Origin of the sequence: Pseudovibrio sp. WM33, from assembly GCF_001623165.1 — a bacterium.
In the GTDB taxonomy this organism is placed as follows: Bacteria; Pseudomonadota; Alphaproteobacteria; order Rhizobiales; family Stappiaceae; genus Pseudovibrio.
The window spans coordinates 318,283-343,257 of record NZ_LMCK01000090.1 but is presented as its reverse complement, the minus strand read 5'-3'; the positions used below and the strand labels follow the sequence as shown (position 1 = coordinate 343,257).

23 protein-coding genes are annotated in these 24,975 nt (G+C 51.4%); 9 read left to right on the top strand and 14 right to left on the bottom strand.

Annotated elements, in window-relative coordinates; genetic code table 11:
* Position 1: 1 nt before the first annotated feature.
* The 3 genes from PsWM33_RS16905 to PsWM33_RS16895 all read right to left on the bottom strand — a co-directional run bounded on the left by PsWM33_RS16905 (position 2) and on the right by PsWM33_RS16895 (position 4,320).
* Entirely contained in the window at positions 2 to 535 is a 534-nt protein-coding gene (locus PsWM33_RS16905; RefSeq protein ID WP_063300983.1) for a TRAP transporter small permease subunit, read from the bottom strand.
* 129 nt (positions 536 to 664) lie between these two features.
* Entirely contained in the window at positions 665 to 1,753 is a 1,089-nt protein-coding gene (locus tag PsWM33_RS16900; protein WP_063300982.1) for a TRAP transporter substrate-binding protein, read from the bottom strand.
* Positions 1,754 to 2,457: 704 nt separating this feature from the next.
* Positions 2,458 to 4,320 carry a HoxN/HupN/NixA family nickel/cobalt transporter gene (locus PsWM33_RS16895; RefSeq protein WP_063300981.1) on the bottom strand — a complete coding sequence of 621 codons (1,863 nt, stop codon included), beginning with the start codon at positions 4,318 to 4,320 and terminating at the stop codon, positions 2,458 to 2,460.
* A gap of 230 nt (positions 4,321 to 4,550) precedes the next feature.
* Here PsWM33_RS16895 and PsWM33_RS16890 point away from each other — a divergent pair, with 230 nt between their 5' ends.
* Positions 4,551 to 5,639 (top strand): Glu/Leu/Phe/Val family dehydrogenase, encoded by a 1,089-nt coding sequence (locus tag PsWM33_RS16890; RefSeq protein ID WP_063300980.1) that lies wholly within the window; start codon positions 4,551 to 4,553, stop codon positions 5,637 to 5,639.
* A gap of 14 nt (positions 5,640 to 5,653) precedes the next feature.
* Here PsWM33_RS16890 and PsWM33_RS16885 read toward each other — a convergent pair whose 3' ends face one another.
* The 5 genes from PsWM33_RS16885 to PsWM33_RS16865 form a co-directional block, all read right to left on the bottom strand.
* Complete coding sequence (locus PsWM33_RS16885; RefSeq protein ID WP_063300979.1) at positions 5,654 to 6,595, bottom strand: LysR family transcriptional regulator; 942 nt, start codon at positions 6,593 to 6,595, stop codon at positions 5,654 to 5,656.
* A 26-nt stretch (positions 6,596 to 6,621) separates the two neighbouring features.
* A complete protein-coding gene (locus PsWM33_RS16880) occupies positions 6,622 to 7,146 on the bottom strand; it encodes a DUF2937 family protein (RefSeq protein ID WP_063298567.1) in 525 nt (174 codons plus the stop codon).
* 19 nt (positions 7,147 to 7,165) lie between these two features.
* Positions 7,166 to 8,143: a WD40 repeat domain-containing protein gene (locus PsWM33_RS16875; protein ID WP_063300978.1), complete on the bottom strand. Its 978-nt coding sequence runs from the start codon at positions 8,141 to 8,143 to the stop codon at positions 7,166 to 7,168.
* Positions 8,144 to 8,149: 6 nt separating this feature from the next.
* Complete coding sequence (locus tag PsWM33_RS16870; RefSeq protein ID WP_063300977.1) at positions 8,150 to 9,241, bottom strand: CobW family GTP-binding protein; 1,092 nt, start codon at positions 9,239 to 9,241, stop codon at positions 8,150 to 8,152.
* Between the two features lie 227 nt (positions 9,242 to 9,468).
* A complete protein-coding gene (locus PsWM33_RS16865) occupies positions 9,469 to 9,705 on the bottom strand; it encodes a hypothetical protein (RefSeq protein ID WP_057461851.1) in 237 nt (78 codons plus the stop codon).
* A gap of 194 nt (positions 9,706 to 9,899) precedes the next feature.
* On the opposite strand from PsWM33_RS16865, the gene PsWM33_RS16860 reads away from it, so the two are divergent.
* On the top strand, positions 9,900 to 11,078 hold the full coding sequence (locus tag PsWM33_RS16860) for a pyridoxal phosphate-dependent aminotransferase (protein WP_063300976.1): 1,179 nt from the start codon (positions 9,900 to 9,902) through the stop codon (positions 11,076 to 11,078).
* 7 nt (positions 11,079 to 11,085) lie between these two features.
* Here the strand turns inward: PsWM33_RS16860 and PsWM33_RS16855 are convergent, their stop codons facing one another.
* Entirely contained in the window at positions 11,086 to 11,532 is a 447-nt protein-coding gene (locus PsWM33_RS16855) for an AprI/Inh family metalloprotease inhibitor (RefSeq protein ID WP_063300975.1), read from the bottom strand.
* Positions 11,533 to 12,101: 569 nt separating this feature from the next.
* Positions 12,102 to 13,166 (bottom strand): LacI family DNA-binding transcriptional regulator, encoded by a 1,065-nt coding sequence (locus PsWM33_RS16850; RefSeq protein WP_063290301.1) that lies wholly within the window; start codon positions 13,164 to 13,166, stop codon positions 12,102 to 12,104.
* Between the two features lie 184 nt (positions 13,167 to 13,350).
* Between PsWM33_RS16850 and PsWM33_RS16845 the strand changes: the two genes are divergently transcribed.
* Positions 13,351 to 13,896, top strand: a complete 546-nt coding sequence (locus tag PsWM33_RS16845; protein WP_244276706.1) for a DinB family protein — start codon at positions 13,351 to 13,353, stop codon at positions 13,894 to 13,896.
* Between the two features lie 51 nt (positions 13,897 to 13,947).
* On the opposite strand, the gene PsWM33_RS16840 is transcribed toward PsWM33_RS16845, so the two are convergent.
* The 3 genes from PsWM33_RS16840 to PsWM33_RS16830 all read right to left on the bottom strand — a co-directional run bounded on the left by PsWM33_RS16840 (position 13,948) and on the right by PsWM33_RS16830 (position 16,417).
* Positions 13,948 to 14,475, bottom strand: coding sequence for a MarR family winged helix-turn-helix transcriptional regulator (locus tag PsWM33_RS16840; protein ID WP_057461855.1), 528 nt, complete (start codon positions 14,473 to 14,475; stop codon positions 13,948 to 13,950).
* Between the two features lie 178 nt (positions 14,476 to 14,653).
* Positions 14,654 to 15,418, bottom strand: coding sequence for an ABC transporter ATP-binding protein (locus PsWM33_RS16835; protein WP_063300974.1), 765 nt, complete (start codon positions 15,416 to 15,418; stop codon positions 14,654 to 14,656).
* A 72-nt stretch (positions 15,419 to 15,490) separates the two neighbouring features.
* Positions 15,491 to 16,417 (bottom strand): hypothetical protein, encoded by a 927-nt coding sequence (locus PsWM33_RS16830; protein ID WP_063298573.1) that lies wholly within the window; start codon positions 16,415 to 16,417, stop codon positions 15,491 to 15,493.
* Between the two features lie 207 nt (positions 16,418 to 16,624).
* Between PsWM33_RS16830 and PsWM33_RS16825 the strand changes: the two genes are divergently transcribed.
* Together PsWM33_RS16825 and PsWM33_RS16820 are read left to right on the top strand one after the other, a co-directional pair.
* Positions 16,625 to 17,428 (top strand): creatininase family protein, encoded by an 804-nt coding sequence (locus PsWM33_RS16825; protein ID WP_063300973.1) that lies wholly within the window; start codon positions 16,625 to 16,627, stop codon positions 17,426 to 17,428.
* 231 nt (positions 17,429 to 17,659) lie between these two features.
* Positions 17,660 to 18,775, top strand: a complete 1,116-nt coding sequence (locus tag PsWM33_RS16820; protein ID WP_153039959.1) for a B12-binding domain-containing radical SAM protein — start codon at positions 17,660 to 17,662, stop codon at positions 18,773 to 18,775.
* A 103-nt stretch (positions 18,776 to 18,878) separates the two neighbouring features.
* On the opposite strand, the gene PsWM33_RS16815 is transcribed toward PsWM33_RS16820, so the two are convergent.
* A complete protein-coding gene (locus tag PsWM33_RS16815; RefSeq protein WP_063300972.1) occupies positions 18,879 to 19,229 on the bottom strand; it encodes an ArsC family reductase in 351 nt (116 codons plus the stop codon).
* Between the two features lie 313 nt (positions 19,230 to 19,542).
* On the opposite strand from PsWM33_RS16815, the gene PsWM33_RS16810 reads away from it, so the two are divergent.
* From PsWM33_RS16810 to PsWM33_RS16795, 4 genes are all read left to right on the top strand, one after another.
* Entirely contained in the window at positions 19,543 to 21,123 is a 1,581-nt protein-coding gene (locus PsWM33_RS16810) for an ABC transporter substrate-binding protein (RefSeq protein ID WP_063300971.1), read from the top strand.
* 82 nt (positions 21,124 to 21,205) lie between these two features.
* A complete protein-coding gene (locus PsWM33_RS16805) occupies positions 21,206 to 22,186 on the top strand; it encodes an ABC transporter permease (RefSeq protein ID WP_057461862.1) in 981 nt (326 codons plus the stop codon).
* Between the two features lie 21 nt (positions 22,187 to 22,207).
* Positions 22,208 to 23,170, top strand: a complete 963-nt coding sequence (locus tag PsWM33_RS16800; RefSeq protein ID WP_063290307.1) for an ABC transporter permease — start codon at positions 22,208 to 22,210, stop codon at positions 23,168 to 23,170.
* A gap of 12 nt (positions 23,171 to 23,182) precedes the next feature.
* The gene (locus tag PsWM33_RS16795; protein WP_063300970.1) at positions 23,183 to 24,910 is read left to right on the top strand and encodes an ABC transporter ATP-binding protein; all 1,728 of its coding nucleotides are present in this window, start codon (positions 23,183 to 23,185) and stop codon (positions 24,908 to 24,910) included.
* Positions 24,911 to 24,975 lie beyond the last annotated feature (65 nt).

The window sequence follows — 24,975 nt, the reverse complement described above, 5'->3', positions numbered from 1 at the left end:
ATTACTCCTGGATCTGACGAAATGAGTCGAGTGCCTTCTTGTCACCGCGAAGGGCAAGAACACTTCGAAGAATAATGGCGACACCCTGTAAGGAAACCAGAACAGCAAAGGCAATAATCGCACTCTTCAGAAGATACCGTCCTTGAATGCCGGATGCCTCCTGAGACCCTTCCCAGATTGCCCAGGAACTGAGCACATAGCCCCAGGACCAGTAAATAATCACCGCACACATCGGAAGAAGGAAGAACACCGAACCGAACAGATCAACCATTGCTTTGATACGTGGGCGAGCATCCCGGTAAAAGATATCGACCCGCACGTGCCCATCTACGCTTAGCGTATAAGCAGCAGCCGACATAAACAGGAAACCGTGCATGTAGGTGATGGATTCTTGCATCCAGATGGAACCGATACCGAAAACGTATCTCATCACCACCACTGTAAATTGGACAAGCACAATGCCCAAAGTCAGCCAGGCGCAGCTCTTGCCGATGCCACGATTGACTGAGGTAATCAGGTTCATTAGGGCGCGCATGCCCGCCTCTTCGTCTTGGTCTACACCAAGCCTCTAGGATTATTATTGGGCCCCAAAGGCCAAGATAGAGCTCTTGAAAGAAAAGCTCCCCGCAAGGATTGCGGAGAGCGTGTGCAGCAATAAGTAAAATTAACCCAGGATACGATCGCGAGCTGTCAGGTAGTTACGCTCAGCAAGGCTGGACCATGCAGAGGTTTCCTTACGAGACTTGAGGTAGCTTTCGTAGATGCGCTTGGAGAGGTCATCTGTTTCAGCCACTTCAGCAACAATTTCTTCAGCTTTACGGCCGATTGCATCGAACACGTCATCAGAGAAGTCACGAACCTGAACGTTGTGCTTGGTCAGGAGAGTTTCCAGAGCAGCACCGTTGTTGTGGTTGTACTCAGCGAACATGTAGTTGTTCTCTGCCATACACGCAGAACGGATCAGCTCCTGCTGACCAGGTGTGAAGCTTTCCCAAACACCTTTGTTCATGCCGAACGACAGACCAGCACCGGGCTCATGGAAGCCTTTGGTGTAGTAGTACTTAGCAACTTTATAGAAACCAAACGCCATGTCGTTCCATGCGCCAACCCACTCGGTTGCGTCGATCGCGCCGGACTGCATTGCTGGGAAGATTTCAGAGCCAGGAAGCGCAACAGCTGATGCACCCAGACGGCGAAGAACTTCACCACCCAGACCAGGCATACGCATTTTCAGGCCTTTGAGGTCTTCAAGAGATTTGATCTCTTTATTGAACCAGCCACCTGCCTGCAGACCAGTGTTACCAGCCAGGAAGGATTTAACATTGAACTGACCAGCCAGCTCATCCCAGAGCTGTTGACCGCCACCGAAGTGCATCCATGCTTCCAGCTCAGCAGCTGTCATGCCCATTGGAACGGCAGTGAAGAAGCCAAATGCTTTGTGCTTGCCGAGCCAGTAGTAGTCAGCAGCGTGGTACATGTCAGCTGTACCATTGGAAACAGCGTCGAAGCTCTCAAATGCAGGAACGAGTTCACCGGCAGCAAACAGCTTTACAGTCAGCTGACCTTCACTGGCAGCAGTGATGCGGTCAGCGATGCGCTGTGCGCCAGTACCAAGACCTGGGAAGTTCTTAGGCCAGGTGGTGACCATTTTCAGTTCGCGCTTGCCAGCTGCGAGTGCTGGAGCTGCAAGAGTAGCTGCGCCAGCGGTTGCACCTGCCAAACCAGCATTTTTCAGAAAACTACGGCGGTCCATGAAAACTCCTCCCAAGAGCTTCTTAAATCAAATCTCTTTATGCCTCCGCAGAATTGAACCTCTTCCATTGAGATCTCTGCGACAACATGACCAACTTCTTATAACCCTAAAACTACGTGAAAATACAAGGAAATCTGCACCCTATTGGACAAATTAATTATTCTTGGATCAACTGAGCGTACCTCATCTATGCGTTATCAACCGAAACCAGCCGCAACGTAACTATCGAAACATTTTTAGGAATCTCCGCCCTTGAGGGCTAACAATCAACCTCCAAAATCGGAATTCATAGCCTTTTATTTCAATGTTAATAAGTCAGTCTACATGACCTAACTGACTTGAGCATTGCTCCATTAATTTTCTGGGTGAATTAAGCCACATAGGTGGTAGATGCTTTAAAATACAATAATTTAGAGGAAACTAATCTACAGTTTCAGCTGAAACCGAGTAGAGGCATGCAGACGCGATGCCGCCCGATAAATCGAAGGCCTTAGACCTCAATCAGGTCGGCATTGCAAAGCAAAGACAGCTAACATTCAAAGATGCGCTCAGACGTACAAACAGCTATCCACACGAAGGTGTGATTTTCTACACGTTCGTGCATTAACGATAGCGCGAATTTCTTCGCAAACCTCCATACGAAATTGCTTGAAAGCAAGTTTCTCAGGCATTTCGAGAGCGATTCTTCCAAAAACTGCCGTAATCTAGAACAGACCTGCCGTTGCGCCACCATTCAGCCCGACAATCAGCATCAACGTTCCCATCAGCAAAATCGTCAGAGCGCCAACCACCTCAAAACCACGCAGAATAACCGTACCAGCCTGACTGTCAGCACCCCAGATCCGCAAGGCGACTTCACGTGAGAGCACTGCGAGACTCGCCAGAACCGAAACGGTAATACCTGTCCCCAGTGCCATCACAAGTGTGGAGGCCACACCTGCCCAAATCATGCCCTGAGAAAACGCAAACGCAAGCACGATCAAAGCACCGGTACATGGCCGAAGCCCCACTGCCAGAATGATCGACCAGATGCTTGTGAGTGTCATGGCTGAGTTCTGAACCATCTTCGGATCAGGCGCATGCGCATGCCCACAGCTGGAACAAACCTCTCCATGCTCTGAGTGCTTATGGTGATGATGGTCGTGATCGTGGTCATCAAAATGCCCGCAGCTCGAAGCAGGCTTTTTACCAAACCATGGCTTCAGAACACGTTGCCAAACAAGGTAGAGACCAAGCAGGAAGACCAGCACATAAGAGCCAAGCTCAAACCAACGGGCTGTTGCATTAATAGCCGTACTGGTCAGATGCAAAAGAACGCCTGCCCCGCCAACCAGTACAATAGCAGTCACCGCCTGCGCAAAGGCAGAAGCAAAGGAGAGCGCGATCCCTTTCTTCAAAGTCTGCTCATCTGCAATCACATAAGAAGAAATCACTGCCTTGCCGTGCCCCGGTCCTGCAGCGTGGAACACACCATAGGCAAAGCTGATCAGCATCAGAAGCCACCCGGCAGAAGGGTTGTTGCGGAAGTTTCTCAGCGCGCTTGTCAGCTTAAGATAAAACTCATTCTGCAACCGGGTAACAGTCGCCATGCCTTGCTGGAAGATATTCATATCCGGACTACGAAGCTCTGCAGAATCCGCACTCTCACGCTCAGAAACGGAAGACAGCGTCATCGGCCCACCACCCTGCGCAAGCGCTGCCACTGCATCTTCTGCAGACACAGGAGCGCTCTCAACTGGTCCAGGTGTAATCTCGGAAATGAATTTCGTATTGCCCGTAGAAGCTGTTGTAATCGCCACACCATCGCACGACACAATCACCTGATTAACGAGTGCTGCTGTGTACCCCTGCAAATTTTCAGGAACATTACGCTGGTCAGCACCGATGGTTGCCAACTGAGCAGCAATTTGCCCGTCCAACTCAGGTGGATGGACTAGTTCAACAGAGCATTTTCCGGGAGCATTCTTCAGTGTCACGGCCATATCTGCCTTAGGCCACTTGAAGTCGATGTAGTAGGTTGGGTCATAAACATCGAGTGTGATCGGCTTGTCAGCCTTGATCTTCTCTTTGAGCGGCAGTGTGAAGCTCAACTCCACCAATGACACGGGGCTCGTGTCTGGCTTGCTGCGTCCAGCTGTAATCTCTTCAGCAATTGCTTCTCGGTCTTCATCGCTGATCAACCAGTAATCATCAAAGGCCACCTTGATCATTTTCATGGACGGATCAAATGGCTCAGAGAAATCTATCTCCGCTTTGCTATCATCCCCAAAAGTGAAGTAGCCATATTCTCCAAGACCCTGAATGTTGATCTTGGCCAGCTCATCCAGCTCATTTCTCTCGAAAAATCCATTCTGATTGGCATCCAATCCCTGCACGGCATAGGCTGTATACAGGTCGTCGAACAACCATTTGTGCCGAATATGAGTCAGATACCCATCATCATCAAACACCAATTCGGCGCGCGCCTGCACAAACATATGCGGATGCGCTGCAACCTGTTGAGAAGGCAATAGAAATACCAACAGCATGCAGAATGCGGTCAAAAACCGTAGGAGCTTATGAGACATGGTGCCTTAACAATATGTGAGAACCCGACACGACAAGTGTAATAAAATAACGGCAAATTCAAGACCCATTTATTGAAGGCCCTGAGATACGATTTTCCCGTAATTTAGAATCATTCGGATAATTCTTCCGAATTTGATGCTCATGACCTACGAAATAAACCGGATATTGCTTTAAGAATAAACCAATATCCCGGCAACGCTTGTTGTTCAATTTCGTTTGGGAGGGCTGAATGAACGTGCCATTGCATAATAAAATAACGATCGATACCTACATGACCCCATTGGATCATCCAGAATTCGCTGGCCACGAGCAAATCGTATTTGCAACAGACAACGAAACGGGCTTGAAAGCGATCATCGCGGTTCACAACACCAACCGCGGTCCCGGTCTCGGTGGATGTCGCATGTGGAACTACGCAAGCGCAAATGAAGCTCTGACTGATGTTCTCCGCCTCTCAAAAGGCATGACCTATAAGAATGCATTGGCTGACCTTGCTTTGGGAGGAGGAAAGTCAGTCATCATCGCAAACCCGCGCACTGATAAGACCCCGGAGCTTCTCAGAGCGTTCGGCAGACACATCAATCGCCTTTCCGGCAGCTACATCACTGCAGAAGATGTGGGCATCAGCTCAGACGATATGGAAATCATTGGCAGCGAAACTCAGTTCGCCCGTGGGACTGATGCCACTGGTTTTGGCGACCCATCGCCGTACACTGCACTGGGAACCTTCGTTGGGATCAAAGCAGCTGCCAAGCACAAATTTGGCTCTGAAGACCTCTCAGGCCTGACTGTATCACTCAAAGGACTGGGTCATGTGGGATATGACGTAGCACGTCAGTTGCATGAAGCAGGCGCTAACCTGATTGTCTCCGACATCTATGATCCGGCAGTGACCTGCGCAATCGAAGAGCTCGGTGCATCCAGCGTGTCTCCAGACGACGCACATCTCGTCAAAGCGGATATCTTTGCCCCATGTGCGCTTGGCGGTGGCCTGAATGCTGCAACTATCCCGGAGCTGAAAGTAGCTGTGGTCGCAGGAGCTGCAAACAATCAGTTGGAAACACAGGAAGATGGCGCAGCACTCATGAAGCGCGGCATTCTGTACGCTCCAGATTACGCCATCAACGCAGGCGGTGTAATCTCTGTCGCTTTGGGCGAGCCTGGTGCATCAGACTCAATCGTGCGTCAGAAGACCCTCGCGATTGGTGGCACGCTTGCTCAGATCTTCGATCGGGCCGATGCAGAAAAGCGACCAACCAACATCATCGCAGATGAGTTGGCTGAAGAGCGCTTCCAGCATCACCATAATCCAGCTTAAAACGGAGGGCTGATCTAGCCCTCTTTTGGCAAAGGTCCATCAAGCATTTTGGGGCAGTCACCATGCTGCTCCAATTGCTTGTGCCAGTTGACCATGTAATCAACAAAGGCACGCACCTTGGCTGACAGATGCCTACGATGCGGATAGACCGCGTACATCGCAGGTCCCGGCACTTCGTAGTCTTCTAATGCTGGTATCAGCGTGCCTGCCATCAACTCTTCCAGCACATAAAAGATCGGCAAACGCACAACGCCGAGGCCTGCCAGCGCCGCCGCAACCGCAGTCTTCGCACTGTTCACATGCATCGGCCCTTTAACGGGAACAGAAAACCGCTCTCCATTTGCCAGAAACATCCAGTTGGTCTTGTGCTTGTAGTTGGTATCAATGATGCAGGGCATACTCGCCAGATCACTTGCCTTCTCAGGCATACCATGTGCTTCCCAATACGCAGGAGAAGCACAAACCACGACACGAACGTCACGAATCTTCCGCGCAATCAGGCTGGAATCCTCAAGCTCGGCCACACGGATAGCAACATCGTATCCTTCCTCGACGATATCGACGAAGCGATCTTCCATCTCAATATCCAGCTCAACGCGCGGATGTGCCTGCAAAAACGAGGCAAGCACTCTGCCCAGCGTCGCCTCAGAAAAGGAACGCGGCGCACTCAGCCGCAACCGGCCACGCACCTCCCGATGGTCTTGCTGCACCGCATCTTTCAGGTCATCAAACCGCTGCAACAGCTCACCGGCTTCACGGAAGTAGGCTTCACCAACCTGGGTCAGAGAAATCTGGCGGGTCGTCCTGTTCAGCAGGCGCACGCCCAGTTCGTCTTCCAGCTCGCTCACATACTTGGAAATAAGCGCCTTGGAGCGCCCCATATCCCGTGCTGCAGCCGAAAAGCCACCGCTTTCTACCACCTGCAAAAAACATCTAATTCGTGTGATGGAATCCATCGATCAAACCTCATAGGTGGTCGCAGTCAACGAGCATCAGCCTGTTGTCTTTGTAGGCGCTTCCGGCGACGTCTCACACGTCCTGTAATGCCAACCATCCGCAAGAGAAACAAACCCGCCGCAAACCCAAGTCCAGCCAGCACTCCACCTTCAATGGTCACAGGCACAGCAGGCTCAAAATCTTCCCAGGTTGCCTTGGAAAGTTTGGTGTCTGGCTCTTTCATAAAGATCCAGACGCGCTCAAACACAGCAGCGGTTTCCATCGCCAGTTGCTGTTCTTTCAAAGCCTCAAGGCGATCCAATGACCGCTCAACACTCATCCCGCGCAACTGCACAAACTCATCCGCGCTCTGTGCCATATGCGTTAATGCAGAGGATGCGGTCTTGTTGGTCGCAGTCGCATCCGCAACAAAATCGGCTTTCACTTCCTCCAGCGCATCAATAGCGCCGCCCATACGCTGACGGTATTGCTGGGCGAACTCAGGAAGCTGAGAGGTCACAGTGCCGCTTACAAGCGCAACGCCAAGCGTCAATACCCTTGCAAACATCATTGCAAACCTCCCCTCTAAGTTAATCGACCAGAGTGATCACTCCAGCAGCACCTTCTTCCGTACCAAATGCCAGCCGGTTCCCCTTCTTATCCCAGGCAAGGGCAGAAACAGGACCAGCACCTGGACGGCGCAACAGCACTTCAGCATTATCGTGGAACCGAACGGCCATTACCATGCCATCCTGATAGCCAATCGCCACCATTTCTTCAGTTGGATGGCAGCAAACAGTCGTCACCATGCTGTCCCCGCGCACGCCAAGCTCCAGAGGTGCCTGCCCCATAGGACCACTCTTGCCCATAAACGGCCAGAGGATCGCAGCCTGAGCGCCAGAGGTCGCTAGATACTTACCCTTGGCAGACCAACTCACGGACTTCACCTTGCCCGGATAACCGGTCATGCGCATGTCCTGACTGTCAGCCAAACGCCATCCGTGCAGAGCGTTCTCCTGCATAGTGGTCACAAGGTACTTTCCTTCAGGAGAATACGTGACCAGACTATGCGCACCTTTCCAGCTCAGTTCCTGAGGATCACCAGCGGCGTTCACCCAAAACAACGTCACGCCATCATAGCGGGATGCAGCAAGGCGCATCCCTTTAGGCGCAAACGCCAAACCAGCAAAGGCACGTGGCAGCTGAAATTCTTTGACCTCGCCGCTCTTCAGGCGAACCCAAGCCGTACGACCAGATGCATAGGCCACACTGTCCTGTGGGCCAGCTGCAATAATGTCGATCCATTTCCGCGGCTGCTCAGCTAGCTCTTCAACACTTCCATCAGCACTAACTTTACAAATCCTGCCATCACCACCACCGGTGATCAGAGACTTGCCATCTAAAGAAGGCATTGCACAAAGCAGGCCGTTTTTGTGAACCGGTGTCTGGGTTTCCGGCCCACCAGCAAAAAAGACAGAACCTTCACCACTGGCAAAGGCAGCTACATCACCCAGAAATGTCGCAGAAACAACAAATCCATCGGTATCAAGAGGAGCAGTTACAGGCACCAGAACTTACTCCGCAACACAAGCTTCAAACGCAGTTTTCAGTGCAGCACCATCCAGCTCACGGCCGATGAAGACAATGCGGCTTTCACGCTTTTCATCATCTCGCCAGTCGCGCTGATGGTTGCCCTCTACGATCATATGAATGCCTTGCACCACATAGCGCTGTGGATCATCCTTGAACGACAGGATACCCTTCATGCGCAAAATGTTCGGTCCTTGAATCTGCGTAATCTGATTGATCCAGTCAAAGAAGACTTTCGGGTCCAGATCACCAACCGTGAAGGAATAGGACTTCACAGAATGCGTGCCTTCATGATCGTGATCACAATCTGGGCCGCACTCATGGTCAGGGTGGTCATGATCATGTTTGTGGTCGTGGTGGTGGTGATCATGGTCGTGATCGCAGTCCGGGCCGCACTCATGATCATGCGCGTGCTCAGCTTTTTTCAAAAACTCCGGATCAAGATCAAGAATACGATCCAGTTCAAAGGCCCCACGATCCAGAACATCAGAAATCGCGATCTGACAACGCTCTGTGTGGTGGATCTTCGCATACGGGTTGATCTTACGGATCGCTACTTCAACACCAGCCAGTTCCTCTGCTGAAACAAGATCGGTCTTGTTCAGCAAAATCACGTCAGAAAACGCAATCTGATCTTCTGCTTCCTTAGTGTCTTTCAAACGCTGCTGGACATGGCGGGCATCAACAACCGCAACAACAGCATCAAGCTTAGCCGCATCGCGCACGTCATCATCCATGAAGAACGTCTGTGCAACAGGAGCCGGATCAGCAACACCCGTGGTCTCCACGATGATCGCATCAAACGCACCCTTGCGTTTCATCAGGTTCTCAACGGTACGGATCAAATCACCACGAACTGTACAGCAGATACAGCCGTTGTTCATTTCATAAACTTCCTCGTCAGACTCAACGAGAAGGTCATTGTCGATACCAATTTCGCCGAACTCATTGACGATCACAGCATAGCGCGTGCCATGGTTTTCGCTCAGAATACGGTTCAGCAAAGTGGTTTTACCTGCGCCCAGATATCCGGTCAGCACGGTAACAGGAATACGGCTATCAGCAGCCTCGGACATTTACGTCTCCTTGGATGGGTGTGCGCTCGCACTCAGCTGGCACTTGGAACGCGTTCGCTCCGATAAAAATGTTAGAGCATGGCGCGTTCATGCAAATGAACGCAGCTATGCGATAATCTCTTGCCCTCAATATAGACAGTTGCTCTGCCAGCAAAAGACCCTAGCTGCGGATTAGCTGTTATCGCACCTTCTGTCCCCCAGGAATTGGCACCACCATCTAGCCCACGTCACAATCCAAGCTTGCGCCGAAGCTCCAGAACAAGCAGAAAACCGATGCAAAAAATGATGAAGAACACCGCAAAGCTAATGGCAACCGGCATACTGCTGTTCAGCAAGGGAGAGAAGAAAAACATATAAATCAAAATCATCATCGCCATTGTCACAACAATGCGCGCCGGGCTTCTCGTCACAAACTGAAAAACACCCAAAGACCTGATCTTCTCAGGCACACGAAGACCACTCATAAAAATCTCCATTCAAAATATAAGGTGATCCTAGGCTCGTTATTTGACAGAAGCAAGAAGCCAGCACCGATGGCTTAAACAGGAACACCCAACCTCCAGCGCTCAACCCACTCAACTAATTTCCGTTTGCATTCAATCGCTTCCATCCCCTACCATCCAGCCGATCGTTTTGGGGAACTGGGAGGCCAACCATCATGCTGAAAACCATAGAGGCGTTTGACCGCATCGGGGATGAAAACGCATTTGCCGTTTTGGCACGGGCTACTGAGCTCGCTCAGCAGGGTCGCGATATCATCAATCTCGGCATCGGTCAGCCAGACTTCAAAACACCAGAACACATCGCGGAAGCAGCCGTCAAAGCGTTACGCGATGGCCATCACGGTTACACCGGTGCAGCGGGTATTCTCCCACTCCGCGAAACCATCGCAGCAAGCTTGCATGCTGAAACTGGCACGCATGTCTCACCAGACAACGTGATGGTCGTTCCCGGCGGCAAGGTCACCATGTTTATGGCAATCCTGATGTTTGGTGAGCCTGGCAAAGAGATCCTCTATCCTGATCCCGGCTTCCCGATCTACCGCTCCATGATTGAGTTCACTGGAGCAACCCCAATCCCAGTGCCAATCCGTGAAGAAAACGACTTCGCTTTTTCTGCGGAAGAAACCCTCAATCTGATCAATAAACGCACAACACTGCTTATTCTCAATTCCCCAGCCAACCCAACTGGCGGCGTCACCTCGCGGGCAGAGATAGAGAAGCTGGTGAAGGGATTAGAAAACCATCCAAACCTGCCAGTCCTATCTGACGAGATTTACTCCCGCATGACCTATGATGGGCTCAAGCACACATCCTTGATGGAGTTCGAGCAGCTCAAAGACCAACTCATCCTGCTCAATGGCTGGTCCAAGACTTGGGCTATGACAGGCTGGCGCATGGGATATTCCGTCTGGCCAGCTTCTCTCATTGATAAAGCCCGCAAGCTTGCCGTGAACTGCTGGTCATGCGTCAACACACCCAGCCAATACGCAGGCATTGCCGCCATCGAAGGCCCACAGGATGCAGTTGATCAGATGATGTTGGCTTTTGACCGCCGACGTAAGCTCGTAGTGGAGGGGTTAAACGCCCTACCCGGCATCTCCTGCAATACACCCAAAGGCGCCTTCTACGCATTCCCGAATATCAAAGAAACAGGATGGCAAGCCAAACCCTTAGCTTCAGCACTCTTGGAGGAAGCCGGTGTTGCGCTCATCGGCGGACCTGATTTTGGTGTCCTGGGAGAAGGATATCTGCGCTTCTCCTATGCCAATTCAGAGGAGAACATCAGCCGTGCATTAAGCCGTGTGGGTGATTTCCTAAGCACCCACACCAAGTAGGAAAGCTCTAACGCTGCGCTGTCACCACAATGGCCTTTTCGATCAAGTCGGAAAGGTCTGAGGCATTACTGTCCTGATTCACAGGCTGCATGATGAGGAACAGAGAGGAAGGCCCAACCGAGGTCAACCCATCAAGCTCATCAATATCAAACTGGAGCACGACTTTCCCATCTGCATCCAGCAGTGATAAACCATCATCAAAGCTCCACTGCCACGCTGTGGCTTTGGAGATAGGCGCATAAAGTCCCTGACAATTCTTGGTCTCAAACGAGTTGCCATATCCACTCGCAGCAGGCTCAGAACCAAGCTGCGCAGAGCAGGTTTTAGACGACAACACATCAGAAATTGACCAGTGACCAGAAATTACACTGGCTTGACCGGATAGGACGCCAAAGCTAGCTAACGCCAGGGTTGCGCCGGCAGCTACTACTGTTTTTCTCAAAATCCCATGCATACGAACAGCCTCCAGGATCTGTTTTATGTACAGATTCTGGGCGTAATCAGTTAACTCAAGGTTAACAGGAAATTAAGTGAGAGATAACAGATCTAAAAACATAAATTATTCATGGATTTAACTCAAAAACAAATACACGCATTACTTGTTGAGTACAGATACAATCTAAAATAAATCTAATTACATACTAGTTATTATTTACATGAAGTGCAAAACGCACTCGTTTTAGGTGATTTGCATTTCGCATCAAAAGACAACCAAGCAAGGCAAGCCAACCAAAACTCAAAGGCCACCGCGAGGAGCACTCAAAATGAGCAGTCCTCTCAACCTAGCGAAGCGAGTCGATTTAGAGAGTTAGCCAACGAGAAGAACCATACACGTCATGGCGAGTGTAAAAAAACCAAACATCTTCAAGTCTTTATGATCTTCGATACTTCCACGAGAACTGACCATGACGAAACTCCAAACGCAATACAAGATGCCGCTTAGATAAGCGCGGCATAGTAAACATAGAGTTTCAATGAGGCAGTTTCACGATCACCAAACTGCCTTTTGGTTTCAAATGGCGGTTACTCAGGGTTCGCGCACAGCCCGTCCACTGACACCAGTCGCTCACCCGGAGGCGGCGCACTCTCACGAATTCGCAGCTTAGGCTCGATTAACGTCAGTTCATTACTGAGCTTCTCGCCATTCATCTGTGAAAGCATGAGTTCTGCAGCATTCACACCAATGGTTCCGGCCCCATTGTCCACAGTGGTCAGGGCTGGTGTTCTATTTTCCGTACCCTCGGTGTCATCGTAACCAACAATTGCCAGGCCCGGCCCTGGCTCGACACCAAGTCGGCGAACAGCACTCATCACGCCCAGTGCCACAAGGTCGTTGAAACACACCACAGCCGTTGGTCGAGGATCCGTCTGCACAATCTGCTTGGCAATGGATCGGCCATCATCCTGCGTCATCAACTCAGGAATATCCAGCTGCTCATCCGCATTGATCCCCGCATCCTCAAGCGCTGAGCGCCAACCGCGGTTCCGGTCACGCCCGGCAGAACTGCCACGCCGGCCACCAACCATCGCGATCTGGGTATGCCCTTGCTCAATCAGATGTTTTGTAATGCGGTAGGACCCAAGGAAGTCATCACCACGAACACAAGGCGCATCCGCTCCAGCGACATCGCGGCAAACCAGCGTGACCGGCACCCCTTGCCGCACAATGGAGTTGATGTCCTTGTCAGTCGTGCCAACCGAAGCGCACAAAATAAGCCCATCAACCCGATGCTGCAGCAGCGTATCGGTGAAGTGCTTCTGCCGCTCGACAATATCGCGGTGATTACAAATCAGAATAGTCTTGTTGTGCAGCGCCAGAGTTTCTTCCAGCCCACGAAACACCTCGGCAAAATATGGATTGAGAATATCGTGAACCGCCACCCCAATCATATTGGATTGAGATGTCCGCAAAGATGCAGCTGACCGATTATAGATATAGCCCACTTCCTCAGCATAGGCTTTCACCCGTGCTTTCGTGGCTTTAGCGATCAAAGGGGAATCTCTCAAAGCCAAAGAAACCGTAGCCGTCGAAACGCCCAGTTTCTCAGCAAGATCTCCTAATCTCAATGGTTTACCTGTGCCGCTCAATGCCGATGTCCTCGCATATCCAGCCGGATCCAGTTTGTATTCTTAAGCACTTATGCACAGCAACATTAGCAAATAGCAATACTCCACACTGCCAACAAAGAGAATTCATTATGAATTCTCAAGTTTTAGCCACTTGCCAAACCTATCAAACATGCTGATATTTTTTAGCGAAATACATAAGCAGATGACAGGTTTCGAGAAAATGTATTCAGACTTCAAATTATTGGCCCAGTACAACACCTGGATGAATGCACGGCTTTATGAATGCGCGGAACAACTGAGCGATGCGCAACTCAAAGAAAACCGCGGTGCGTTCTTCAAATCAGTCTTCGCGACCTTCAATCATATCGTGGTGGGAGATCTGGCCTGGCTGCGCCGTTTCGCAAAGCATTCCCAAACATATGAGAGCCTGCAGCAACTTGATCAGTTTCCAGTGCCAACAGCACTCACATCTATTCCATACGACAGCTGGTCAGACCTGAAGGCTGCGCGGCAAAAGCTGGACGCGATCATTGAAGAATTTGCAGGGGACATCACCGCCACCCAAGCGGAGAACGCTCTCACCTATGCCAACATGAAAGGCATACCCGCAACGAAAAACTTTGGGGACTTGGTGCTGCATTTCTTCAACCACCAAACTCACCACAGAGGGCAGATAACAACTCTGCTCACCCAGTTTGGACTGGAAACACCAGATACAGACCTGCTGTTTCTCTGCCAGGACTCTTAAATCAATAAAAAATCATTGGCCTGTGTTTAACACAGGCCTTGCGCCTTCAGCTTAATCAGCAGCTTCCAGCTCTACCTTCTTCGCAGCCTGCTCTTGCGCAGTTTTATCTTCGTTTTCCAGCTCATCTTCCAAATCCGGATCATCTTCAAAACTGGCCGACAGGTTTTTCTCAACCTGACGCAACAAACGACGAAGCTTCTTGCGGTCTTTGTCATCCATACCTGCAAGCGCTTCTTTCTCAAGACGCTTCCACGCACGATCTACCAGTAAGATCCGGTCACGGCCTTCCTCACTCAGGAACACGCGCGCAAGCCTGCCGTCTGTTTCCGAGATCCGGCGGAACACAAGCCCCTGGGCTGTCAGGCGTGTCACCATTTTTGTCACGGTTGGCGGCTGAACACCAAGCGCCAGAGCCAACTGGCTCATGGTTTTGCCATCAGTCTCGCTCAAAACCTTCAGAACAGCTTCCTGCCCCGGATGCAATCCAATGCGCGAAAGGTGTGCCCCAGAACGCGCCCGCTGCGCCTTCGCTGCCTGCGCAAGACGAAATGTCGTGCTTTTCTTAAAATTGAAACCCATGGTCTGACTAATCTCGCTGCTGTCCTAATCAACGTAAAACGCCCGAAAAAGGCAAGTGCACAGCAATGATAGCCGCCGAATATATAAGCCAGATGACAGTTCGACGATTAATTAGTGACCTAATGAGATTTCTTAGGCGTTTAAGCTCTTTGAGTTCTACTCAGTGGGATTTTTGAGGTTACGCGGATACTTTTACCCGATGTCCCATCGCTCGCTCCAACGCATCCACCGCTTCACGGCAATACGACGCGTACTGTGATTCCATACGATAGTTCAGCGAGCGTGGGTAAGAAGCATCCAATGCCATATCGTGGGTAATACGCCCCGGCCCCGCCGCCATCACAACGATACGAGAAGACAGAAACACACTCTCATAAACAGAATGCGTCACGAACAGGATCGTCCAGTCATGGGCAGACTTCAGCTCAAGCAGATCATCATTCAGCTTATTGCGAGTGATCTCGTCCAGCGCCGCAAAGGGCTCATCCATCAGCAACAGCTTCGGCTTGGTGACAAGAGCCCGCGCAATGGAAACCCGCATCTTCATACCGCCAGAAAGTTCAGAGGGCATATGCATTGCAAAATTGGAAAGCCCGACCATCTCCAACGCTTCGTCAACGCGATCCTTCGCATCACGCTTGGAAACACCCTTCACCTTCAAAGGCCAATAGACATTCTCAAAGGTATTGGCCCACGGCAACAGCGTTGGTTCCTGAAAAACAAATCCAACCTCTTCCTGCCCGGATCGGATAATTTCACCTGAGCTTGGCTCCTCCAACCCGGAAATGAGCCGCAGAATAGTAGACTTCCCACACCCTGACGGCCCAAGAATACTCAAAAACTCCCCCGCCCGTACATCAAGACTAAACCCATCAACAGCAGTGGTGCCATTCTCAAAGGTCTTGGAAATGTTATTTAGGGACAGGAGGGGGGAGTTTATCATTTGGATGACCTTTCATGGAGTGCTGTGCGCCAATCATAGACGCATAGCATCATCTGCCAGTTTCTTCGATGATTATGGACAGTTTACACCAACACCTGGTCCACAGGTGACTTTGTTGTCTGCGGTGCTCCTGGTCAAGCCTGAAAGATAGGCAAAAGATCTGATCGGATTTCGATATGGATCAGCCGGAAGAAACTTGGTTCTGACAACACTGTTAAATTCTTCAAACATGCGCTCCCGCTGATTTGCAGTCAGAGCAGACGGACCATCTACCTCGAAAGTTGTCAGCATATTTTCACACTGCGTCCTGAATGAGTTCGTGTAAATCCGTTGAGGCAAAAGCTCCATGCGTACAATCTCATTGTCCCAACGTTTTGAAATTGACGACGCAGCAAATATCAAGTTTGCCAAGTCTTGAGGCTGCGCCACAGCAAGTTGATCTGTATAAATGGAATTGACAAGCAATCCGTTGCCGCCAACCATCGCCACATTGCCTGGCCAGCCGGAAATTGTGGTGGCTGCATTCGTTCGCACATTGTCAGCCAAAGACCTAAGGAAACTTGGCCCCAGACCACCAACCGTTCTGCTCGCAGCCTGGCACGAGACCGTCAAGATTTCATTCAGTCGTGCATGACCACCCTGCGCGTTGCGAATGCTTTGCGCAAAAGCCGCATTTGCCATACCTCCAACACGCCCAACCCCAGCGCAGGTCCCATGTGATGTGATGAAAAGCTTATCAACTTCATCAAATGCATTCTCACCAAACACTTTGATGAGGTTTCCATTGGGCTTCATGTAAAAAAGATTTGTGTAATCGCGACGGTTGTTATGATCTCGCTGAGAATGTGCCCATAGGATATCGCGTGGATTTGTAAATTTGTCACAGTATGCTTTAGTAATGAGCATTCCTCCCGCAGCTCCAGCCTCACCAGCCATCACCCCTGCCAGCGCCAGTGCAATACCGCCAAGCAATCCTTTTCGTGTCTTTTTAGAAAACATAATCGGCTTCTCCTTCTTGTTATTAGCCACCAAGAAGGACGAGGCACTGCTCCTCACGTGAGCCAATAGCTCTAACAGCCAATCACCAGAGTAAACGCCTCACTACCCACTACCTCTGAAAAACCAGAGCATCCCGTTCCTTCCCCCATGACGTCCGTGCTTCAACACGCTACTCTGCACACAAGACAACAAGCACCGGAAAACCACATGAGCGCCCTGCCCCGCCGTTTTTGGCACGAGATGACAACAACTGACTTCTCTGAGAATGACACCAGCGAGTGGATCGCAGTGTTGCCGATTGCGGCGATTGAGCAGCATGGCCCGCACTTGCCGGTCTACACGGACACCTGCATCGCAGAGGGGCAAGTCGCTCGCACGATTGAACTTTTGCCAGATGATTTACCGGTCACATTCCTGCCCATTCAGGCTGTCGGCAAATCAGACGAGCACCACTCGTTCCCGGGCACGCTCAGTCTTACATGGGAAACCGCCGTTAAAGCCTGGATTGAGATTGGAGAATGCGTTGCCAGAGCAGGCATCCGCAAGCTGGTGCTGGCCAACTCCCACGGCGGCAACTCACCGCTGATGGACATCATCACCCGCGAGCTACGCCTCAGACACAACATGCTGGCCGTGGAATCCAGCTGGCTCCGCTTCGGCCAACCGGAAGGCCTCTATGCTGAGGAAGAATTCACCTACGGCATTCACGGCGGAGATATCGAAACCTCCATCATGCTCTCCTTACGTCCTGGTCTGGTACGCATGGATCAGGCGACAGACTTCACCTCCACTCAAACCGACCACATCAACAATGATGCTTACCTGCGGGCCCATGGTCGCCATCAATATGGTTGGATGAGCGAGGACCTTAACAAGACCGGCGCTCTTGGCAACGCGGCTCTCGCTACAGCGGAAAAAGGCCAGGCATCCCTCACTCACGCCTCTCAGGAGTTCATAAAACTCCTGCGCGATGTGCAACGTTTTGATATGTCATCCTTCAACAAAAGCTAGAACGAACCCTCAGTTAACGGCGTAATTTCAATGAGATAGATCTTCATAAAAATTCCTCTTGTTATAAATTGTCATTTATGACAATTTATAACAAGAGGTTGGCAATGAAGATCTGTCTCATCAAAGCATCTGCACCGAGCTATTTTAAAGATTACAAGAAAGCGCGTGGAGGCCCGCCTCAGTCCATCTTCTCAGCTGCGGCAGCAACCCCCCCGCCATTTTCAGCTGGAAATGCATGACGAAACCATCAGGATGGTCGATCCCCGTAAGGTGACCGCCGACCTCGTGGTGCTTTTCTTCTCAACCCCGGATGCCAACCGAGGCTACGAGCTCGCCTCAGCTTTCTCGGAAAAGGGCAGTCAGATTGTGATTGGCGGTCTCCACGCCACCTTCATGCCAGAAGAAACCAGCGAATATGCAGATGCGGTGATGACAGGAGAATGTGAAAATGTCTGGGATGAGTTGCTGCAGGATGCGCAAAACCGAAGCCTCAAACCAAGATACACCGGCACCTACGCCGACATGTCCAAGCTTAACCCATATCCGCGCCACCTCATCACCGCAGAGCAGTATGGCTGGGAATGGTCGGTGCTGGTCAGCCGTGGCTGCAAACACAATTGCAGCTTCTGCCTCATCCCCGGCATGCTCGGAAAAACCCGCTATCGTCCGATCCCAGACATAATCAATGAGATTTCCGAAATGGAAACCGATTGGGTCGAACTTCACGCCGATCACCTGACGGAGGATCGTGAGTACGCTTTGGAATTATTCAAAGCATTAGAAACGCTCAAGATTAGATGGGTGGGCGAAACCACTATTCGCATAGCAGATGATCCGGAACTTCTGGAAGCCGCAGCAAGGTCCGGTGCGAAGTACTTGCTCATTGGAATAAAAACCCCATCCAAGGCAGCACTCAAACGTGCTGGCAAGGGTTTTGTAAAACCTGAAAACTTAAAATCTCAAATTTCTAACATTCATACACATGGAATTATTGTCGACACCACGGCTATTTTTGGCTTCGACGAACATACACCAGAAATTTTCATCGAAACCGCCAAGTTCTATCATGACATAGGGGTAGATATTACCGCACCGGCCATCGCCATCCCCTTCCCCGGCTCCCGCTTCTACAAACAGCTGGAAGAGGAGGACAGATTGCTCTCTGACAATTGGGGAGAATTTGATGGTGCCCATGCGGTCTACCAGCCAAAAAACATGAGCTGTGAAGAGCTTGAGGCAGGTGCAGAAGAATTCTCGCAGCATTTTTACTCAATGTCGCGGTCAGCTTCGAGAAAACTTCGTCAGATAAAAGATTTCGGGTTGGCAACCACGCTTCAGATTACGTGATTGCCAGCGCCTCATACCATAGGAAGGATGGCTAAGCCTAAAGGATCCCAACCCTTAAACTTTACCGTCCAATTAAGGAGAGCTTAGAACAGTTTAACTGTCTCTACAGCTCTCCTTTTTCCAAAATTTCGCCCCATAAAGACGCATCAAATCCAAGCAAAAGCTGTTTTCCACCAGTAATAAGTGGCCTTTTAATTAATGAAGTTTCCTGTGCCATCAAGGCGATAGCGCTAGCCTGGTCCGTGACACCAGCCTTGGTTTCATCATCCAATTTGCGCCATGTGATACCGCGTTTATTCAAAACAACGTCCCAACCGAACCGCTCACAGGCCTCTATCAGTGCATTTTCATCTGCACCACTTTTCTTGTAATCGTGAAAATTGTAGTTGATTTTAGACTCATCCAGAAGTTTACGAGCTTTGCGAACACTGTCGCAATTGCGAATACCATACATAATCAACAAGATCAGAACCCTTCATTTCCTCATCATTAGATGAAATATACTCAGCTTAACGTTGATGTGTCTCTCAACTGACACGCATTAAACCGCAAGAAATACATCCCTTAGCACCTGAATACGCTATGAAATTGCGCTGCGCCCACATTAATTCCTCGTTTCAACTACGCAATGCCCCCTAGACGCTTTCATTCATATGGGTAATATCACTAAGACGCCAGAATCCGCCTAATAAGTGGTCGGCGAAACGAGAGGGGCCCTGCAGAACAATTAATTTTCTGCATGAGGGGAAAAGGGGAGTTAATTTAGAATGCGTTTAAAGATTGCATCCGCTGCATTGGCAATGACGCTTGCTGCTGGAACTCAGGTAAATGCTGAAACGCTGAAGTTCGCATTTCAAGGTACATACAATCAGCTAGATCCATACAGCTTGAACGAAACATTCACCATGGCCATGCACGGCAATGTGTATGAAGGTCTCGTTCGCCGTACAGCAGATCTCCAGATTGAGCCTGCACTTGCAGAAAGCTGGGAAGTTATTGAACCAACCCGCTGGCGCTTCCACCTGCGCAAGGGCGTAAAATTCCACAACGGCAACGACTTCAATGCTGACGACGTGGTTTTCTCTGCAAATCGTGTTCGCGCTGAAGGCTCTGACCTGACAACCCGTATCGCAGCGGACGTCAAGATTGAGAAAGTAGACGACTACACCGTTGATTTCGTCCTGACAGGCGCAAACCCTATCCTGCACTCCGAGTGGTCCACTTGGTACATCATGGATAAGGAATGGACTGAAGCAAACAACGCTGTAAAAGTGACAAGCGCTTCTGACACCAATCCTAACTATGTATCTTTGAACACAAACGGCACCGGCCCGTTCAAGATCGCAACGCATGAGCCAGGCGTAAAAACCACCTTCACCGTAAACGACGGTTGGTGGGATAAAAAAGAACACAACCTGACAGGCGTTGAGTTCACTCCAATCGGATCTGATGCAACCCGCGTTGCAGCTCTGCTTTCCGGCGAGCTGGACATGGCGTTCCCAATCCCGGTACAGGACATCAAGCGCGTGGACAGCAATGCAGGCACATCTGCACTGACCGGTCCTGAACTGCGCACCATCTTCCTCGGTTTCGACCAGAAGCGTGATGAGCTGACCTACTCCAACATCAAAGGCAAGAACCCATTCAAGGACGTTCGCGTTCGTAAGGCGTTCTACCAGGCAATTGACGTTGATGCGATCAAAGCGAAAATCATGCGTGGTCTGTCCGAGCCAGCAGCTCTGATGATCTCACCATTCCTATTCGCAAACTCCGGTGACTTCTCTCGCTACCCGTACGATCCGGCAGCTGCGAAAGCACTTCTCGCAGAAGCAGGTTATGCAGACGGCTTTGAAGTTGGCATGGACTGCCCGAATGATCGCTACGTCAACGACGAAGCAATCTGTCAGGCAACTGCTGCATTCCTCGCGCGCGTAGGCATCAAAGTAAACCTGAATGCACAGCCTAAAGCGAAGTACTTCGCTAAGATCCTGGCATCTGGCGGCTTTGACACATCCTTCTACATGCTGGGCTGGACCCCAGGTTCATTCGACAGCTACAACATTTTGCTCAACCTCAACAACTGCCGTGATGACAAAGGTGCTGGTGGACCATTCAACCTCGGTGGTTACTGTAACCCACGTGTTGATGAGCTGACAAAAATGGTTCTCTCCGAAAACGACGAAGAGAAGCGTAACAGCATGATCTCCGAAGCCTACACAATCCTGAACAACGAAGTTTCTCACATTCCATTGCACCAGCAGGGTCTGGCTTGGGGTGTATCCGACAAGGTTACTCTGAAGCAGCGTGCGGATAACGAGTTCCACTTCAAATTTGTAGTGAAGAACTAAGTTGACGGCTTAGCCAACAAAATAATAGCCCGGCGCCCTCGGCGCCAGGCGCCTCTATTCTCAGGAACAACTATAAAACACCATGTTTGGCTTTATTTCCCGGCGTATCGCCATGGCTCTCGTGGTCATGTTTGTCGTAGCCTTAATCTCCTTCCTGCTCTTCCGCTTTGTTGGAGATCCTGTAAACCAGATGGTGGGCATTGAGACCACCCCGGAACAGCGTGAAGCCTTGCGCCAGCGCCTCGGTCTGAACGACCCTGTTCTCGTTCAGTTTTTCCGTTATGTCCTGGGCGCAATCCAGTTTGACTTCGGTAACTCCTACCAGTTCAAGCAGCCTGTGGCAGACCTGATTGGTCGCCGTCTGCCTGCAACTCTGGAGCTGTCCTTCGCCTCTGCAATTTTTGCATTGCTGCTGGGCATTCCAATGGGCGTTTACACCGGTCTGAACCGCGACTCCTGGCTCTCAAAGATGTTCCTGTCGGTATCTCTAGTAGGTATCTCTCTGCCAACATTCTTTATCGGCATCCTGTTTATCTTCTTCTTCTCAGTCACACTGCAGTGGCTGCCAAGCTTTGGCCGCGGCGAGGTCGTTGCCCTGGGGTCGTTCTGGGACACAGGCTTCCTGACCATCAGCGGTCTGAAGGCCATCATCCTGCCGGCAATTACGCTTGGGCTGTACCAGATGACCCTCATCATGCGCCTGATCCGCGCTGAGATGCTGGAAGTGATGCGGACCGACCACATCAAGTTCGCCCGCGCTCGCGGTTTGCCGAACCGGTCTGTCTATTACATCCACGCTCTCAAAAACACGATGGTCCCTGTGATCACCATCACCGGTCTGCAGCTCGGCTCCATCATCGCCTTTGCGATTATCACCGAGACCGTGTTCCAGTGGCCGGGCATGGGCATCCTCTTCCTGCAAGCCGTGCAGAACGTGGATATTCCGATCATGGCAGCTTACCTGCTGCTCACCGCTTTCATCTTCGTGTTCATCAACCTCATCGTAGACATTCTCTACGTCGTGATTGATCCACGCCTGCGCACCGAACGCGGCCGCGCATAAGAAACGGTAAGGATAATAATCATGACAGATAACACACCAACCGTTTCCGGCAGTGAGGCTTCAGAAGCCCCGCGCTCCGCAATGGCCCGCTTCCTCGACAGCGACTTGCTGCACAGCTTCCTCAGCTCCAAAGTGACAGTCCTCGCGGCTTTCACCACGGTAGTGCTGATGCTCGCAGCCCTGTTTGCTCCGCTTGTCGCACCGTTCAACCCGTTCGATCTGGCTCAGATCAGCATCATGGACGCACGCATTCCACCGATTGGTATGGAATGGTCCGACCCACGCTACCTGCTGGGCACAGATGATCAGGGCCGCGATCTGCTCTCTGGCATCCTGTATGGAATGCGTATTTCTCTGGCAGTGGGCTTCCTGTCTGTGGCATTTGCCGCAGTCCTCGGCATCTCCCTCGGCCTGATTTCCGGTTATGTCGGTGGCCGCACAGACGCGATCATCATGCGTATCGCAGAAGTCCAGCTCACCTTCCCGGCCATCCTGCTGGCACTGCTCATCGACGGCATTGCAAACGGCATCTTTGGCAACATCGATCGTGAGACCTGGGCAATCTGGATTCTAACGTTCTCCATCGGCCTGTCATTCTGGGTGCAATACGCACGTACAGTTCGTGGCTCTACATTGGTGGAGAAGAACAAAGAGTATGTTCAGGCCGCCCGCGTCATTGGCATTCCGGCATGGATCATCATGATCCGCCACGTGCTGCCAAACGTGCTTGGTCCGGTTCTGGTTATTGCAACCATCAACCTTGCTCTGGCAATCATCACAGAAGCAACCCTCTCCTTCCTTGGCGTTGGTGTTCCATCAACACAGCCATCTCTGGGCACCCTGATCCGCATCGGCAACGACTTCCTGTTCTCAGGTGAGTGGTGGATCGCGATCTTCCCAGGTCTGGCGCTCGCGATCCTCGTACTGGCAGTAAACCTGCTGGGCGACTGGCTCCGCGACGCTTTGAACCCGAAACTGCGCTAGGGAGGCCAGACCATGAGCATCTTAGATATTCGCGGCCTCACTGTTGAGTTTCCAAGCCGCAAAGACGTCTTCACAGCGTCCCGTAATGTCAATCTCTCCGTAGACGCCGGTAAAATCCTCGGCGTGGTTGGAGAAAGTGGCGCCGGCAAGTCCACCGTCGGCAACGCCGTCATCGGTCTTCTGGAAAATCCAGGCCGGATTGCCGAAGGTGAAATCCACCTCGACGGCAAACGTATCGACAACCTCGCGGCTGAAAGCATGCGCAAACTGCGCGGCAAGCGCATCGGCATGATCTTTCAGGATCCGCTGACCTCTTTGGATCCACTCCAGACCATCGAGTTCCAGCTGGTCGAAACCATCCGCCTGCACTTGCCGCTTTCCAAAGCAGAAGCCCGCGCACATGCGGTTGATCTGCTGAATCAGGTTGGCATTCCAAATCCGGAAGAACGCATCGCGCAGTACCCGCACCAGTTCTCCGGTGGTATGCGCCAGCGTGTGGTGATCGCTCTCGCTCTTTGCGCAGACCCGGAAGTTGTCATCGCAGATGAACCAACAACTGCGCTCGACGTTTCCATTCAGGCTCAGATCCTGAAGCTGATGAAGCGTCTGTGTGAAGAGAAGAACGTGGCGATGGTCATCATCACCCACGACATGGGTGTGATCGCAGACCTCACCGACCACGTTGCGGTGATGTACCGTGGTGATCTGGTTGAATACGGTGAATCCAAGCAGGTACTGGGCGCTCCAAAGCACCCATACACCCAAAGCCTGATCGCCGCCGTTCCGCGTCCAGACGTAAAAGTACACCGCTTCCCGCAGGTCGATTACATTGAAGGCTCAGCAAAGCCCTTCAAGCAAATCGACATCGGCACCCACTGGCTAGGCAAGGCGCGTGACTACAAATCCGTCGATAGCCCACTGCTTGATGTAAAAGACATCACCATGAAGTTCCTCACAAAGGACGCATGGATTTCTAAAAACAGGCAGTACTTCACCGCTCTGGATAAAGTCAGCTTTGACATCCACGCAGGTGAAACCTTTGGCCTCGTGGGCGAAAGTGGCTCAGGTAAATCAACCATGGCCCGCGTCATCACTGGCCTTTACCACCCGGCAGGCGGCACCGCCCACTTTGCAGGACAGGAACTGACCAGCCTGAAAGACAAGAAGCAGGTTCTGGCAATGCGTCGCCAGATGCAGATGATTTTCCAGGATCCGTTCTCCTCCCTGAACTCCCGCATGCGTGTGCGTGATATTGTGGCTGAACCAATCAAGTTCCACAAACTCGCCAGCACCAACAGCGAAGTGAACCAGATCGTTGATGACCTTCTGGAGCACGTCGGCCTAGGCATCGCAGCTGCTGCCAAGTTCCCGCACGAGTTCTCTGGTGGTCAGCGCCAACGCATCTCCATTGCTCGCGCCCTGGCGACACGCCCTCGCTTCCTTGTTTGCGATGAGCCAACTTCCGCGCTGGACGTATCCATTCAGGCACAAATCCTCAACCTGCTCAAAGACCTGCAGGACGAGCTAGGTCTGACCATGCTGTTCATCAGCCACGACCTCGCGGTCATCCGGCAGATGTGTAACCGCACCGGCGTTATGCGCCACGGCCAGCTTCTGGAAGTTGCTGACACCGAAGACCTCTTCGACAAACCTCAACACGCTTACACCAGGGAGCTCCTCTCCCTGATGCCAAGCATGGACGGCCTGTCCCGCCAAAATCTGGAAGAAGAACTGGCCTAGCGCCACTCACATTCCGAAGATCACGAAGGGCCCCCAGCGGGCCCTTTTCTTTTGCCTGCACGACA